The organism is Colwellia piezophila ATCC BAA-637 (assembly GCF_000378625.1).
Classification (GTDB): Bacteria; Pseudomonadota; Gammaproteobacteria; order Enterobacterales; family Alteromonadaceae; genus Colwellia; species Colwellia piezophila.
The window spans coordinates 380,228-395,898 of the sequence record NZ_KB905160.1 but is presented as its reverse complement, the minus strand read 5'-3'; the positions used below and the strand labels follow the sequence as shown (position 1 = coordinate 395,898).

The window sequence follows — 15,671 nt, the reverse complement described above, 5'->3', positions numbered from 1 at the left end:
AGCGTTAAGCTTATTCTGTAAAAAACTATTTAGAGCCTTTTGTGTAACTCTTGAATAGAGGTAACTTTATTTCTGTCATCAGCTGCATGTGACATACAAGTAGCAAAAGCCGCGTTCAATGTGGTGGTATAAGCCACTTTATAACGCAAGGCTCCACCACGTAATACTTTGGAATCTTCGATGGCTTTACGGCCTTCGGTAGTATTAATGATATAACTGTATTCACTGTTCTTAATTCTATCAAGAATATGTGGACGTCCTTCATGCACTTTATTAACACGACGAACAGGCACGCCAGCTTCACGTAAAATAATTTCGGTGCCGTGGGTGGCATCTAAATCATAACCTAAATCTACCATAATTTTAGCTAATTCTAATACACGTTTTTTATCACTATCACGCACAGAAATTAACGCTCGACCTGATTTAGGTACACTAACACCTGCACCTAAACTAGCCTTAGCATAAGCCTCTTCAAAGGTATCACCAACGCCCATCACTTCACCGGTTGAGCGCATTTCTGGGCCAACAAGAGGATCACTGCCATGGAACTTGTCAAAAGGAATGACCACTTCTTTTACCGAGTAATACGGTGGAATGACTTCTTTGGTAACCCCTAACTCTTTTAAGGTTTTACCCGCCATTACCCGTGCGCCAATTTTAGCTAGCGGTACAGCAGTTGCTTTAGAGACAAAAGGAACGGTACGAGCCGCACGTGGGTTAACTTCAATTAAGTAAACCTTGCCGTCTTTAACTGCCATTTGTGTATTCATTAAACCAACAACACCTAACTCAAAAGCTAAAGCGGTGACTTGCTCACGCATTACATCTTGAATTTCTTGGCTTAAACTATAGGCAGGCAATGAACAGGCACTATCACCTGAATGAACGCCCGCTTGTTCAATATGTTGCATGATTGCGCCAATGACTACGTCAGTGCCGTCACAAATCAAGTCAATATCAACTTCAATCGCATCATCAAGGAAGCGATCAAGTAATATTGGCGCATCATTAGAAACACTTACCGCTTCCGTCATATAACGTCGTAAATCTTCTAAGTCATAAACGATTTCCATCGCACGGCCACCTAGTACATACGACGGACGTACTACTAATGGGAAGCCAATACCTTCCGCTTTCGCCATGGCTTCATCCACTGAAGTCACGGTGGCATTTTCAGGTTGTAATAAACCTAAACGGTCAACCGCTTGTTGGAAACGCTCTCTGTCTTCTGCTCTGTCAATAGCATCTGGTGAAGTACCAATAATAGGTACACCTGCAGCTTCAAGTGAACGAGCCAATTTAAGTGGTGTTTGACCACCATATTGCACGATAACGCCAACTGGTTTTTCAATGCGCACGATTTCAAGTACATCTTCAAAGGTAATTGATTCGAAATATAGTCTATCTGAAGTATCGTAATCGGTAGAAACTGTTTCAGGGTTACAGTTAACCATGATGGTTTCATAACCGTCTTCACGAAGTGCTAATGCGGCATGAACACAACAGTAATCAAACTCAATGCCTTGGCCGATACGGTTAGGGCCGCCACCTAAGATCATGATTTTTTTATTATTGGTTGGTTTGGCTTCACACTCTTCATCATAGGTTGAGTACATGTAAGCAGTATCAGAGCTAAACTCAGCCGCACAGGTATCAACACGTTTGTATACTGGGTAGATATTTGCCGCGTGACGTTTCTTACGTACTTCCGCTTCAGAAACACCAATCAGGTCAGCTAGACGAGAATCGGCAAAACCTTTACGCTTAAGTTTGCGTATGTATTCATCTGTTAAAATAGTTAAGCCGCCATCAGCAACTTTAGCTTCTTCTAAGATGATGTCTTCAATTTGTACTAGGAACCAACGGTCAACCTTAGTTAAATTAAAGACTTCATCTACCGTTAAACCTAAACGGAAAGCATCACCTATATACCAAATACGGTCGGCGCCTGCTTCTTGCAATTCGTGCATGATTTTAGTTTTAGCACCCGGCTGGGTAACATCAACAATTGAATCAAAACCATTTACGCCAACTTCTAAGCCGCGTAAGGCTTTTTGCATTGATTCTTGTTGGTTACGGCCAATAGCCATCACTTCACCAACCGATTTCATTTGCGTGGTTAGTCTATCTTGTGAACCGGCAAATTTTTCAAAGTTAAAACGTGGGATCTTAGTTACCACGTAATCGATAGTCGGCTCAAATGATGCCGGTGTTTTACCACCGGTAATATCATTGGTTAACTCATCTAAGGTGTAACCTACCGCAAGCTTAGCTGCGATTTTAGCAATAGGGAAACCTGTTGCTTTAGAGGCTAATGCCGATGAACGAGAAACGCGTGGGTTCATTTCAATGATAACCATACGACCCGTATCTGGACAGATACCAAATTGTACGTTTGAACCACCTGTTTCCACACCAATTTCACGCAATACTGCCAAAGAGGCATTACGCATGATTTGATATTCTTTATCGGTCAAGGTTTGCGCTGGAGCAACGGTGATTGAATCACCCGTATGAATGCCCATAGGGTCGAAGTTTTCAATCGAACAAATAATGATACAGTTATCATTTTTGTCGCGAACTACTTCCATTTCATACTCTTTCCAACCAATCAAAGATTCATCAATCAATAATTCAGTGGTTGGTGAAAGGTCTAATCCGCGCGTACATATTTCTTCAAATTCTTCGGTATTATAAGCAATACCGCCACCTGAGCCACCCATGGTGAATGACGGGCGTATGATACAAGGAAAACCTAAATGTTTGACTGCCGCATGTGCTTCAGCAATGGTATGCACAATTTCCGCACGTGGTGTGTCTAAACCAATCGACTTCATCGCTTTATCAAAACGACTACGGTTTTCTGCTTTATCAATGGCATCGGCTGTTGCACCGATCATTTCAACATTAAACTCTTTTAAAACGCCTTTAGCTTCAAGCTCTAAAGCACAGTTTAATGCGGTTTGACCGCCCATTGTTGGTAAAAGCGCACAAGGACGTTCTTTTTCAATAATTTTACGGACTACTTCCCAATGAATTGGTTCGATGTAAGTCGCATCGGCCATATCTGGGTCAGTCATTATCGTTGCTGGGTTAGAGTTAACTAAAATAACTCGATAACCTTCTTCACGTAATGCTTTACATGCTTGCGCGCCAGAGTAATCAAACTCACAGGCTTGGCCAATAACAATTGGTCCAGCCCCTAAGATCAAGATACTTTTTATATCAGTACGTTTTCCCATTTCTTTTCTCTCTTATCTTTCTCTAGGCTGAATTATTTAGCGTTTTTATAAATGTTGATCAAGTCAATAAAGTGATCAAATAACGGCGCGGCATCAGTTGGGCCTGGGCTTGCTTCTGGGTGACCTTGGAAGCTAAACGCTGGTTTGTCTGTGCGATGAATACCTTGTAATGAATCATCAAATAATGATTTATGGGTAACGGTTAAGTTACTTGGTAGAGTTTCTTCATCAACAGCAAAACCGTGATTTTGTGAAGTGATCATCACCACGTCGCGAGCGAAGTCTTTCACTGGGTGGTTAGCACCGTGATGACCGAACTTCATTTTAACTGTTTTAGCGCCACTGGCTAAACCAAGCAATTGGTGACCTAAACAAATACCAAATACTGGGATATCTGTTGTTAAGAATTCTTTAATGGCTGTGATAGCATAATCACATGGCTCTGGATCACCAGGACCATTAGATAAGAAGATACCATCTGGGTTCATGGCAAGTACTTCGCTGGCAGGTGTTTGAGCTGGTACCACAGTTAATTTACAACCACGGTCAACTAACATACGTAAGATATTTCTTTTCGCGCCAAAATCGTAAGCGACAACATGAAATTCAAATTTTTCTGGTTTAGTAAAACCTGTGCCGCCGTCTTTACCGCCAGTAAGCGACCAACTACCGTCAGTCCACTCATATTGTTCTTTAGTAGAAACTACTTTAGCTAAATCCATGCCTTTAAGACCTGGGAATGCTTTAGCTTGGATAAGTGCTGCTGCTTGTTGACTGTCATCATTAACATCATCAAGTGTTAAAATACAGCCATTTTGAGCACCTTTTTCACGTAAAATACGCGTTAATTTACGGGTATCGATTTCAGCGATACCTAAGATATTATGAGCAATTAAATAATCACTTAAATTCTGTTCATTTCGAAAGTTACTTGCAAGTAAAGGCAAGTCGCGAATAACCAGGCCTTTAGCAACAATGCTATCAGACTCTTTATCTTCGCTATTAGTACCGGTATTACCTATATGTGGGTAAGTCAGGGTAATAATTTGCTCTGCATATGATGGATCGGTAAGGATTTCCTGATAACCTGTCATTGAGGTGTTAAAAACCACCTCACCAACAGCCGAACCTTGTGCACCAATTGCGATGCCTTTAAAAACAGTGCCGTCTTCAAGCACTAAAATAGCAGATGTAGCCAATGTAACCTCCAAAGAAGAAATAAACGTAAACGCGTATATAACAGCAACGGCTCTGTGCAATTGCTTTTTACTGTAGTTCCCGTACAAAAAAAGATATCAAAAACCACTTTTCAGCTAAATTTTTGACAAAATCCACTTATTTTACGCTTGTGCAGTGAATTCGTCTACTAATAAAATGTAAAAACATAGTTTTTCTAGTCTTCCGTATCATTTCCTGACCAAATGGCCAAAAAGACTAGTTATCTCTTGTGAAACTTAACCAAGACTTAGGTATTAATTTTAATCTTTTAAACCCAATACATCTTGCATATCATAATAGCCGGCTTCAGCATCATTTAGCCAAAATGCAGCACGCATAGCGCCTAATGCAAATGTCATACGAGAGCTGGCTTTATGAGTAATTTCAAGACGTTCACCTAAATCGGCAAAAATTGCGGTATGTTCACCAACAATGTCCCCTGCTCTCACAGTGGCAAAACCAATAGTTTCTCTTTTCCTTTCACCGGTAATACCTTCACGACCATAAACAGCCACTTTATTTAAATCTCGGCCCAGGGTGTCAGCAATCACTTGCCCCATTTTTACCGCTGTGCCCGATGGCGCATCTTTCTTGAATCTATGATGTGCCTCAAAAATTTCAATATCAGTATAGTCGCCAATTGCTTTTGCGGTAATTTGTAACAGCTTAAACATTAAATTAACGCCAACTGATGTATTAGGCGCTAAAATCACTGGCATGGTTTTACCCGCTTGTTCAATAACTTGTACTTGCTCATCAGAAAAACCGGTAGTACCGATAACTAAAGACTTTTTGTTTTCGTTACACCAAGTAAGGTTTTCTAGGCTCGTTTCTATCGCAGTAAAATCAATGAAAACATCGGCAGCAGACAGTTGCGATAACTCGGTTGATGTTTTAATACCTATAGCGCCAATGCCCGCCAACTCGCCTAAATCAAAATCGACAAAAGAGGAACTAGTACGGACGCTACCACCAATCAACTCAATACTGGCATGTTCATGGGCTGCCTGAATTAAATTACGGCCCATACGACCACTACAACCTAAAATAGCTACTTTTACTTTCATATTATTCTCTATTGTTATTAAGGTAATCGCGGAAAACCGCCGATATATGTAAATTCGATTATATAAAACTAGGTATTGCTGCTAAGCGATATCACCAAAAAAGTGGCACGGCTAAGGATAAAGAGCTATCAAGATCATGAGAAACAACATTAATTATTTTCAGTATGCCCTCATTGTCTAAGACATGATAAATAGCAGCAAAATCAGCGAACACTTGTCCCTGACCATCGATGAAATCCCAATCTATACACACTAAATAGACCTGTTTACTCACCTGCTCAAAAGATGCTTTCTTAGCAATGATATTACTGGTCTTTGCCTCTTTGAGTTGAGTAAAAATAGCACCAAATTCTTGCTGGCAATCCGCTGGATTTGTCAGCAGTACTATTTTATCAGGTGTATTTAGTGTGCATGGTAAGTGATAACAACGGTTTACGGCTTCAAGATCACATTGTAAAAATGCATTTTGATAGTGTTTAAATAGCTGTTGCAATCTGATATCAATCTGCATAAAAACTTACTCCCCCTTACTGGTTAAAATTAACAAAAACTGCGTTGCTTTCAATCGCAATAGTTAACTATTACTCAATCAAGCGCCTTGCGCTTGTCAATTTTATCAACGCAAACATTGAGCATTTATTCATGCTGAATGATATGACTCATCCATGACGTTAATATAATTATTTTTTGCTTAAAAAAAAGCCCTCATCGAGGGCTTAATCATTATTGTTTGCTAATTACTTGATGCTTAATAATTCAACTTCAAATACTAACGTAGCATAAGCTGGGATAGCACCTTGAGAGCCACGCTCTCCATAAGCTAGGTCATAAGGGATAGTTAACTTCCACTTTGAACCTTCAGTCATTAGTTGTAATGCTTCAGTCCAACCAGCAATAACGCCTTTTACCGGGAACTCAGCCGGTTGACCACGGTCAACAGAACTATCAAAAACTTCACCGTTAGTAAACGTACCATGATAGTGAACAGATACTGTGCTATCTGCTGATGGCTTTTCGCCTTCACCTGTTACTAATACTTCGTATTGTAAACCAGACTCAGTAACTGTTACTTCATCACGCTTAGCGTTATCAGCTAAGAATTTTTCGCCTTCAGCAGAAGCTTCTTTAGCAACGGCTTGCTCTTGCTCTTGTATTTTTTTAGAAACTACAGAAAAAGCTTCGTTTAGATCTTCATCCGAAACCTTACTATCAGCTTCAGCTAATGCATCAGCGATACCTGCTTGTACAGCAGTGATATCAAAATCTTTAAAAGGGTTGTTGCGAAGTTGGTCACCTAATTGACGACCTACGCCATAGCTAACACGTTGTTCAGTAGTATCAAAACTCATTGGTATATAAACTCCAGACTATACATAGTCTTTTAATTGATTAATATTTGGTTAACCTTAAAGTAAAGCAAAGCAAATTAATCGAAGGTTTAAAATTAGCGCGATTCTAGCATAAAAGCTCTAATACGAACAACTTGAAATTAGCCAAAACCTCAGTAAATCCGCAGTAATAATATAATGGCAGTTCATGTTTTCGCGTTTATAATAAATGATGGTCATTCATCATTACCGACGGCTCTGGCTGGCAATCAAGATGACTTAATAGCATAGCCCTTCGAATTAAACACCCGAAGGTGAGGGATTTGATTGCGCTTGCTTTTATAAATACCTAAACCGTCTCTGCTGCCAAGCACTGCAAAAAAAAGCGAGTAACTTGACGTCACTCGCTGCTAACATTCAATACTAGCTTAACAAATATTGATTATTTATGATGGGTTAACATTTCATCAAACTTAGTACAGATGCTCTCTTCAACTGGAGGCGATAGTTTACTAACGATATAAATAGCTAATGAACAAACAATAAAGCCAGGGACTATCTCATACATCCATGCACTTAAAGACTGGCCATTAATAGTGATAGGTGCATATATCCAGATAAGCACAGTAACCGCACCACCTATGATACCCGCTAAAGCGCCATTTCGCGTCATACCTTTCCAATACAAGCAACCAATAACAACTGGTCCAAATGCAGCGCCAAAACCTGCCCAAGCATTACTGACTAGGCTTAAAATACTGCTATCACGATCGTAGGCTAAATAAATAGCGACTAAGGCAACCAGAAATACTGAAATTCGGCCCACTAAGACTAAACGTTTTTCACTCGCATCGCGGTGTAAAAAGGCTTGATAAAAGTCGCCAGTAAGCGAGCTAGACGTCACCAATAATTGAGAAGAGATAGTACTCATGATTGCCGCTAAAATGGCAGCAAGTAAAAAACCGGCGATTAATGGGCTAAACAGTAATTGCGATAGTACGATAAAAATAGTTTCGGCATCATCTAACTTCAGGCCTGTTTTAGCCACGTAAGCGATACCTGCAAAACCTGTCGCCATAGCGCCAATAATTGACACTATCATCCAACTCATTCCTATACGGCGAGCGGTTGGCATATCTTTAACATCACGAATTGCCATAAAACGCACAATAATATGGGGTTGACCAAAATAACCTAGTCCCCAAGCCATGGCTGAAATAATGCCTATAGCACTAACACCGCTAAAGATATTTAATAATTCCGGGTTTATTGTTTCAATAGTCGTTTGCATTTCAGCGATGCCGCCTACTTCACTTATCGCAACAATTGGCACTAAGACTAAAGCAATAAACATAATACAGCCCTGCACGAAGTCAGTTAAGCTGACCGCTAAAAAGCCGCCGAATAAGGTATAAGCAACCACTACACCGGCAGTAACATACAGACCAATCTCATAATTCAAACCAAAAGAACTTTCAAATAACTTACCACCGGCAACTATACCACTTGAGGTATATAAGGTGAAAAACACCACAATAACTAGCGATGACACAATTCTTAATAAGCGTGATTTATCATTAAATCTATTTTCAAAGAAATCAGGTAGCGTTATCGAGTCATTCGCTATCTCGGTATAAGTTCTTAAGCGAGGCGCCACCACTAAGTAATTAAGAAAGGCACCGATAACTAAGCCAATAGCAATCCAAATACTACTGATGCCACTTATATACATAGCGCCGGGTAAGCCCATTAACATCCAACCACTCATATCAGAGGCACCCGCTGAGAGTGCCGCAACGCTAGGCGATAAACTACGACCACCTAACATATAACCAGCAACATCACTGGTTGATTTTCTATAAGCGTATAGCCCAATTAAGAGCATGACGATAAAATAAAGTGCTAACGAAATTAAAGTACCTAAAGCCAAAGTAATTACCTGTATATAAAATTGTTAATCAATAAGTCGCTAAACTAGCAAAAATGGCGCGATAAATAAACCTTAGCCAAGTAAGTCTATGTAGCCCCAAAGTATTACTTATGTAAACCACTGAGGTTATTAACAAATAAATAACAATGCAAATAACCGATAAACAGTAAACAAATTCAAAAAAACAATGCAAAAAAAACCGCTATACCATATATTTAATAGTAATTAATCTTTGGAAACTAAGCTAGTTAACTATCTCTATGAATTTTTACGCTGCAAGACAACCTATTTTAGATAAAAGTAAAAAACTTTTTGCTTATGAATTACTTTTTCGTGACAGCATAGACAATGTCTTTCCTGATATAGATGGCGATGAAGCTACCAGTAAAATGGTTGAAGCTAGCCAATTTAATATGGGTATCAGTGAATTCACTGGCAGCAAACCAGCCTTTATCAATTTTACTCTTGAAACGTTAAGTAAGGGCTATCCCGAAATGCTCACCCCCGACGAGTTGGTCGTTGAAATTCTTGAAACGGTGAAGCCAGGTAAGAAGTTATTATCTCTGTGCAAAGACTTACACCACAAAGGTTATACCCTGGCCCTAGATGATTATGAACATCAAAGTGTTTGGGCGCATTTTTATCCTTTTATTAAAATCATTAAGATCGATATTCAAAAAAGTAGTATTGCTGAGATTAAAGAAGTCCTTAGCGCGATTAAAGACTACCCTCATATCAAAATGCTAGCTGAAAAAGTCGAAACTTATGAAGAATACAATCAAATGCTGGAATTCGGCTTTGATTACTTTCAAGGCTACTTCTTTGCTAAGCCCGAGATGATAAAGACTAGAAACTTATCACCTTCACAACTAGTGATGGCAGAGTTACTTTATGAAACCTCTAAAACTGAACTCGATTTAAACAGTATCACTAGTGTATTTGAACGTGATGTTTCCTTGTCTTATAAACTGCTACGTTATGCCAACTCCGCTATTTTCAAGCGCCGCAATGAAATATCAACTATTAAGCAAGCCTTGGTAATCTTAGGCTCGGGTGAATTAAAACGCTTTATTGGTTTGATGTTTGCAATAACAGCAAACCCAGATAAACCATCAGAACTAATTAATCTAGCGATGACTAGAGCTAAGTTTTGTGAATTAGTCGCCAAAGATATTCCCTCGCAACTTGATATGTCAATAGCTTTTTTAACCGGTTTATTGTCAATGATTGACGCTATATTAGATGAAAGTATGGCCAATATTTTAGAAAAGCTACCGCTATCTCGAGAGATTAAAGACCCCCTGCTCACTAAAAAAGGTGTTATGGCTGCTTTGATTAAGTTAGTTGAACTTATCGAACAAGCTGACTGGGATAAAACCACCTTGGTAATGAAAAAATTAAAACTTGATAAAGATAAAGTGGTTGAACATTATAATCAGGCTGTTGCCTGGGCAGATGAACAAACACAAGCTACTGCTTAACAATACCGCAAGCAATATTTAGCGAGTAAAATTCTGTCTACTTCATAGTCTAATAAGGTCAACTATAAAATGTTGACCTTTTTTATTGCCCGTTTAACCTTACTGATATTTAGCCATCTAAACATCTATATTGACAAGGGGATTTTTGCTTTTATAATGCAGCATACCTTTTATTTTATGTAGCTCTACGATGACTGATAAAACAGCCCCGCAAGAAAACTTATTTGCCCTACTGCCTTTTGCCATATTTTTAGGGCTTTTTCTTGGTACGGGTATAATTTTAACACTTCAGGGTGTTGATTTTGCTTTTTACCAACTACCCGCAAGTATTGCTATTATCCCGGCTATTATTGCCTCAATAATCCTGGGGAAATTTCTCTCCAAAAGTTCTGTCGAAAAACAGATAGCGCAATTTATAACGGGGGCAGGCAACTCGAATATAACCACCATGTGTATTATTTACCTACTCGCAGGTGCCTTTGCTGTAGTGGCCAAAGCAACCGGCAGTGTAGATGCTAGCGTACAACTTGGCTTAGCCATATTTCCAGATTACTTATTATTACCAGGATTATTTCTAGTCGCCGCTTTCTTATCTACCGCAATGGGAACCTCAATGGGCACCATTGCCGCCATAGCACCTGTTGCGCTTGGCTTTGTTGAATCAGCGAATTTAGATGCCGCTTTAGTCGCGGGTTGTTTAGTTTCTGGTGCCATTTTTGGTGATAACTTGTCAATTATCTCAGACACCACTATCGCCTCAACGCGCAGTCAAGGCGCACACATGAAAGATAAATTTCGCGTTAACTTTAAGTTTGCTGTGCCCGCCGCCCTTATTTGTCTAGTGATATTCACCCTATTAGGCTCAGAGGTTAGCCACCAAATAACCAGTGATTCTGCGGTAGTAGGCTTGATACCTTACGTGGTGATACTTGTTTTAGCCTTGATGGGCGTGAATGTTTTTGTGGTACTAACATTAGGCATAGTGCTAGCGGCTGCCATTGGTATGTTAAGTAATGGCTATCAATTATCTGCTTGGCTAAAAGATATCACAGCTGGCTTTTCTAGCATGCAAGATATCTTTATATTATCGTTGTTTATTGGTGGCTTAAGTGAGTTGGTTCGTCAACAAGGTGGTTTATCAGCCTTAACACGAGTGATCGAAAACCTGGCCAGAAAAATCAGTCCAAATAACAATAGGCGTGCTGCCGGCTTTGGTATCGCTGGACTTGCCTTTGTCTGTAACTTCTTCACTGCTAACAACACAGTATCCATTATAGTGACCGGCGATACAGCTAAAAATCTTGCTACCGATGGTGGCCTATCCCCTGCTGAGTCTGCCAGCTTGCTCGATGTTTTTGCCTGTATTAACCAAGGTATATTACCCTATGGCGCTCAGGCGTTATTACTTGGCGCAACGTTACAAATATCGCCACTGGCCGTAGCAAGTCATGCTTTTTACCCTATGGTGCTATTTTTTGTCGCCGGTTTTGCTTTTTGGCGCTTAACCAGCAAAACTAAATAACCGCTTTGCTCATTAAGACAAATAAAAAGGCGTTAATGAACTAAGCCATTAACGCCTTTATTTTATCTGCAATTCAGTAAGCACTGATGATGCTTATACCAATTTCATTAAATTAATGCTCACTTGTGCTGGTTAAAATACGCCATGTCCGCGTTACTCTTAATCCCAATAGCCAGCTATTGGTCAATCGAGCGCCTTGCCCTGATTTATTTTTCCTATACACAACAAGATCACAAACTTAATGAAACTGGTATTAGTTTTTTATTAGATAGTTACGCCATGTTCGGCAAGTAAAGCCACTAAACCGTCTTCTGTAAGCACTGATATACCTAAATCCTGTGCTTTAGTAAGTTTAGAACCGGCTTTATCTCCGGCCACGACAAAATCTGTATTCTTCGAAACACTACCTGCCACTTTTGCCCCCAAAGATTGCAGCGCAGTTTTCGCTTCAGCTCTACCCATTTGAGTTAATGTGCCTGTTAAAACAAAGATCTGTTCAGCAAGGGGTAAGTCTTCGGCTGATTTTATTTCAATAGTCGGCCAATTCATTACCGCACTTAAACCGGAAACAACGGTTAGGTTATGCTCTTCCTTGAAAAAATTGACAATGTTTTTCGCGACAATTTCTCCTACATCAGAAACATTTTTTAATGCTTCAAGTGATGCACTTTCAATAGCCGCCAAAGTATAAAAGTGATTCGCTAAGTTAGCCGCGGTTGCTTCACCTACTTCACGTATACCTAAACCATAAATAAATTTAGCCAAGGTGGTTGTTTTAGCTGCTTCAAGGCCAGCAATTAAATTGGTCGCCGACTTCTTACCCATACGTTCCATCATACTGACCTGAATTTCGGTTAGCTTGAACAAGTCCACAGGCGTATTAATCAATTCTTCATCGACGAGTTGCTCAACAAGCTTATCGCCTAAACCGTCTACGTCGTGCGCTTTTCGTGAAGAAAAATGTTTAATCGCCTCTTTTCGCTGCGCGGCACAAAACAGCCCTGCGGTACATCTAAGTATCGCTTCACCTTCAAGTTTAACAACCGCAGAGTCACAGACCGGACAAGTGGTTGGAAAGATAATATCTCGAGCGTTATCAGGACGTTTACCAACAACTACGCTGACAATTTGTGGGATCACATCTCCTGCGCGGCGTATAACTACGGTGTCATTCACCATCAGTCCTAAACGATTAATTTCATCTTGGTTGTGCAAAGTGGCATTAGAAACCGTTACACCACCAACAAAAATTGGCTTTAATCGTGCCACAGGAGTAATCGCACCGGTACGTCCAACTTGAAACTCAACGTCTTCTACGCAAGTTAACTCTTCTTCTGCGGGGAATTTATAAGCGATTGCCCAACGAGGAGCGCGTGCGACAAAGCCCAAACGTTTTTGCAGTACAATATTATCCACTTTAAACACTGTGCCATCAATTTCATAACTCAAAGCGCTGCGCTTATCCAAAATACCTTGATAGAAGGCATCACCTGCACCTTCATTTTCGAGTAAACGTACTTCTGGACACATAGGTAAGCCCAGGTTTTTAAGCTGGCAAAGCCTTTCATGATGAGAGTTAGCAAAAAACTCATGGGTTAAGTCAGTGCTTTCAGCGCCTTGGCTAGCTGACTCACCAACAAAACCCAAGCTATAAGCATAAAAAGCCAAGTTACGCTTAGCGGTAATTTTAGAGTCAAGTTGTCGTAAACTTCCCGCCGCGGCATTTCGAGGGTTGGCAAAACCTTTTTCACCGCGCTTTTTAGCGAGTACATTTAAGGCATCAAAACTGGCTTTAGGCATAAATACTTCACCACGTACCTCCACGATCTCAGGGAAGTCTTTGCCAGGAGTCCCCATTAGCTTAAGCGGAATCGATTTTATGGTACGAATATTGGTTGTTATGTTCTCTCCCACACTACCATCGCCGCGCGTTGCCGCTTGGACTAACTGACCTTGTTCGTAACGTAAGCTTACCGCTAACCCGTCGAGCTTAGGCTCAGCACAAAATACTATGGGTTCATTGCTGTTCAACCTATCTTTAACTCGCTTTACAAAACTGTGAAAATCTTCAAGGGAAAATACATTATCAAGTGAAAGCATTGGCAACTGATGAGTGACTTGAGTAAATGACTTTAATGCCTGGCCTCCCACTTTTTGGCTTGGTGAATCTATAGTTTTAAGCGTTGGATTCGCTGTTTCTAAGTCGATTAATGCGGTCATCAATCGATCATATTCTGCATCGGGGACACTCGGTTGGTCTAAGACATAGTATTCATGATTATATTGATTGATTTGCTGTTGTAGTTGGCTAATTTTCTCTTGTGCATTTGACATAAAGTAATTCACTAAGGTTGATAGTATTCGTTGAGTCTTACCTTTAGGTTGTCACTTAAGAAGCGACACAGATAAAGGGGGGATATACCGTATAAAACGAGTTATAAAGAAAATAAAAACGGGCAAAAGCCCGTTATAATATGTAAAAATTATGATGGTAACCAAGCAAAGTAAGCGGTTACTCCACCAGAGAAATCCGGTTCATACGATCAAACTCTCTTATCTTATTTAAGTAGTGTTGTTCGGTTTGTTTGGTCATAACGTTACGTTTATCATCAAGAACTTGCGCATTAAACTCTTGAGCCAGTTGCTTGGCCGCATTCAGCATTTGTTCAAAGACATAAAAAGAGTCGCCTGCATTTGGCAAGGTCATAAATAAGCTTACCCCGCGAGTAGCAAAACTCTCCATGGTATCTAAATCAAATGAACCTGGGTTCATGATGTTCGCTAAACTGAAGGTTACTTTACCATTACCGGCATTGTCCTCATGGCGGTGAAATATATTCATTTCGCCATATTTTAGCCCTAAAGTCAGTAAACTCGGCAATAACGCCGCGCCAAACATTTGTTGATTAACCGGCATAACCACAGATAAGATGATGACCTGGGTCTCTATTTTACCTGGTACTTTCTTTGGCTCTGTGGCTTGAACAGTAGCTTGCTTAGTTTGCTGATGCTCAAAGTCAATCTCCATTTGGTCACGCTTTAACGACGTTTTCGAGGATGTTTTATTGACTCTACTGATTGGGGTACGCGCAGGTTTAGCTTGGGTAACCGGTTGTTCATATAAAGGCTCTATATGAACGGGAACTTTAGGCTCAGTAGACTTTTTAGTCTGTTGAACCGCTCTATTTGAAGCGGTTAACTCATCACCTAATTCACCTTTAGTAAATTGAGCTTGGTTACTTTCTCTGGTGTCGTCTTTGAACCAGTCACTTTCAATGCCACTATCTAACGGCTGAGCTGAATTATTGTCATCTTTTTCAGGTTTGACTTCCGCTCGCTGCTCAGTAAGATCGCTTAAAGCATCATCTTTCATTACTGTTTGATGAGGAGAAATCGCATCGGTTTTTTGCACACCCGTGGTAGAAATTGGCTCAGCAACAAGCTCTTGGTCAAGGTTTTCCTGGTCACTTGATTCGCTGAACTTTACCTTTACATGCCCTACACCATCCTGATCGAAACCTTTTTGGTCAAAATCTCGTGTTATCGGATCAATTCTACCTTGTGACGTTTTTAGCTTGTAAGGGTTTTTCTGTTTTCTTATTGTCCATAAGCCATGAACAAATATTGCGGTAATGACAATGGCACTAAGTATAATTAAGACGTTTCTGAAGTTATCTTCCATTTTCGAGCCTACTTACTCTCTTACTGTTTTTCATGCGAATATTCTCGCGATATATTAACAGGAAACTTTACCAGAAGTTACCGGACTTTGTAACAAGTTAATGTTGTAAAATCATCAAATAAGCTATTATAGCCGGACCAATCAAGCTGCATGTTCACTGTACTTGAACCATTTCAATTCAAGGCGCGGTGCTGAAAT

The 15,671-nt window shown here is 40.1% G+C and carries 10 protein-coding genes; 2 read left to right on the top strand and 8 right to left on the bottom strand.

The annotated features are described in order from the left end of the window. Window positions 1–29 precede the first annotated feature (29 nt). The 6 genes from carB to putP all read right to left on the bottom strand — a co-directional run bounded on the left by carB (window position 30) and on the right by putP (window position 8,788). Window positions 30–3,245 carry a carbamoyl-phosphate synthase large subunit gene (carB, locus tag F580_RS0101850; RefSeq protein ID WP_019025995.1) on the bottom strand — a complete coding sequence of 1,072 codons (3,216 nt, stop codon included), beginning with the start codon at window positions 3,243–3,245 and terminating at the stop codon, window positions 30–32. A 32-nt stretch (window positions 3,246–3,277) separates the two neighbouring features. After that, window positions 3,278–4,444: a glutamine-hydrolyzing carbamoyl-phosphate synthase small subunit gene (carA, locus tag F580_RS0101845; protein ID WP_019025994.1), complete on the bottom strand. Its 1,167-nt coding sequence runs from the start codon at window positions 4,442–4,444 to the stop codon at window positions 3,278–3,280. Between the two features lie 279 nt (window positions 4,445–4,723). Then, entirely contained in the window at window positions 4,724–5,530 is an 807-nt protein-coding gene (dapB, locus tag F580_RS0101840; protein WP_019025993.1) for a 4-hydroxy-tetrahydrodipicolinate reductase, read from the bottom strand. A 91-nt stretch (window positions 5,531–5,621) separates the two neighbouring features. Next, on the bottom strand, window positions 5,622–6,041 hold the full coding sequence (locus tag F580_RS0101835; protein ID WP_019025992.1) for a hypothetical protein: 420 nt from the start codon (window positions 6,039–6,041) through the stop codon (window positions 5,622–5,624). 226 nt (window positions 6,042–6,267) lie between these two features. Next, window positions 6,268–6,879, bottom strand: coding sequence for a BamJ family beta-barrel-assembly machinery protein (gene bamJ, locus F580_RS0101830; RefSeq protein WP_019025991.1), 612 nt, complete (start codon window positions 6,877–6,879; stop codon window positions 6,268–6,270). A gap of 421 nt (window positions 6,880–7,300) precedes the next feature. After that, the gene (gene putP, locus F580_RS0101825; RefSeq protein WP_019025990.1) at window positions 7,301–8,788 is read right to left on the bottom strand and encodes a sodium/proline symporter PutP; all 1,488 of its coding nucleotides are present in this window, start codon (window positions 8,786–8,788) and stop codon (window positions 7,301–7,303) included. Window positions 8,789–9,048: 260 nt separating this feature from the next. On the opposite strand from putP, the gene F580_RS0101820 reads away from it, so the two are divergent. Together F580_RS0101820 and F580_RS0101815 are read left to right on the top strand one after the other, a co-directional pair. Continuing rightward, a complete protein-coding gene (locus F580_RS0101820) occupies window positions 9,049–10,269 on the top strand; it encodes an EAL and HDOD domain-containing protein (RefSeq protein ID WP_019025989.1) in 1,221 nt (406 codons plus the stop codon). A 190-nt stretch (window positions 10,270–10,459) separates the two neighbouring features. Beyond that, window positions 10,460–11,791, top strand: a complete 1,332-nt coding sequence (locus F580_RS0101815; RefSeq protein ID WP_019025988.1) for a Na+/H+ antiporter NhaC family protein — start codon at window positions 10,460–10,462, stop codon at window positions 11,789–11,791. A gap of 264 nt (window positions 11,792–12,055) precedes the next feature. Here F580_RS0101815 and ligA read toward each other — a convergent pair whose 3' ends face one another. Continuing rightward, window positions 12,056–14,125, bottom strand: coding sequence for an NAD-dependent DNA ligase LigA (gene ligA / locus F580_RS0101810; RefSeq protein WP_019025987.1), 2,070 nt, complete (start codon window positions 14,123–14,125; stop codon window positions 12,056–12,058). Window positions 14,126–14,303: 178 nt separating this feature from the next. Then, window positions 14,304–15,473, bottom strand: coding sequence for a cell division protein ZipA (gene zipA, locus F580_RS0101805; protein WP_019025986.1), 1,170 nt, complete (start codon window positions 15,471–15,473; stop codon window positions 14,304–14,306). Window positions 15,474–15,671: the final 198 nt, after the last annotated feature.

Bases quoted from the DNA above. Each gene is read 5' to 3' on its own strand.
- zipA (WP_019025986.1), bottom strand. From the start codon at position 15,473: ATGGAAGATAACTTCAGAAACGTCTTAATTATACTTAGTGCCATTGTC.
- ligA (WP_019025987.1), bottom strand. From the start codon at position 14,125: ATGTCAAATGCACAAGAGAAAATTAGCCAACTACAACAGCAAATCAAT.
- bamJ (WP_019025991.1), bottom strand. From the start codon at position 6,879: ATGAGTTTTGATACTACTGAACAACGTGTTAGCTATGGCGTAGGTCGT.
- F580_RS0101835 (WP_019025992.1), bottom strand. From the start codon at position 6,041: ATGCAGATTGATATCAGATTGCAACAGCTATTTAAACACTATCAAAAT.
- dapB (WP_019025993.1), bottom strand. From the start codon at position 5,530: ATGAAAGTAAAAGTAGCTATTTTAGGTTGTAGTGGTCGTATGGGCCGT.
- F580_RS0101815 (WP_019025988.1), top strand. From the start codon at position 10,460: ATGACTGATAAAACAGCCCCGCAAGAAAACTTATTTGCCCTACTGCCT.
- carB (WP_019025995.1), bottom strand. From the start codon at position 3,245: ATGGGAAAACGTACTGATATAAAAAGTATCTTGATCTTAGGGGCTGGA.
- F580_RS0101820 (WP_019025989.1), top strand. From the start codon at position 9,049: ATGAATTTTTACGCTGCAAGACAACCTATTTTAGATAAAAGTAAAAAA.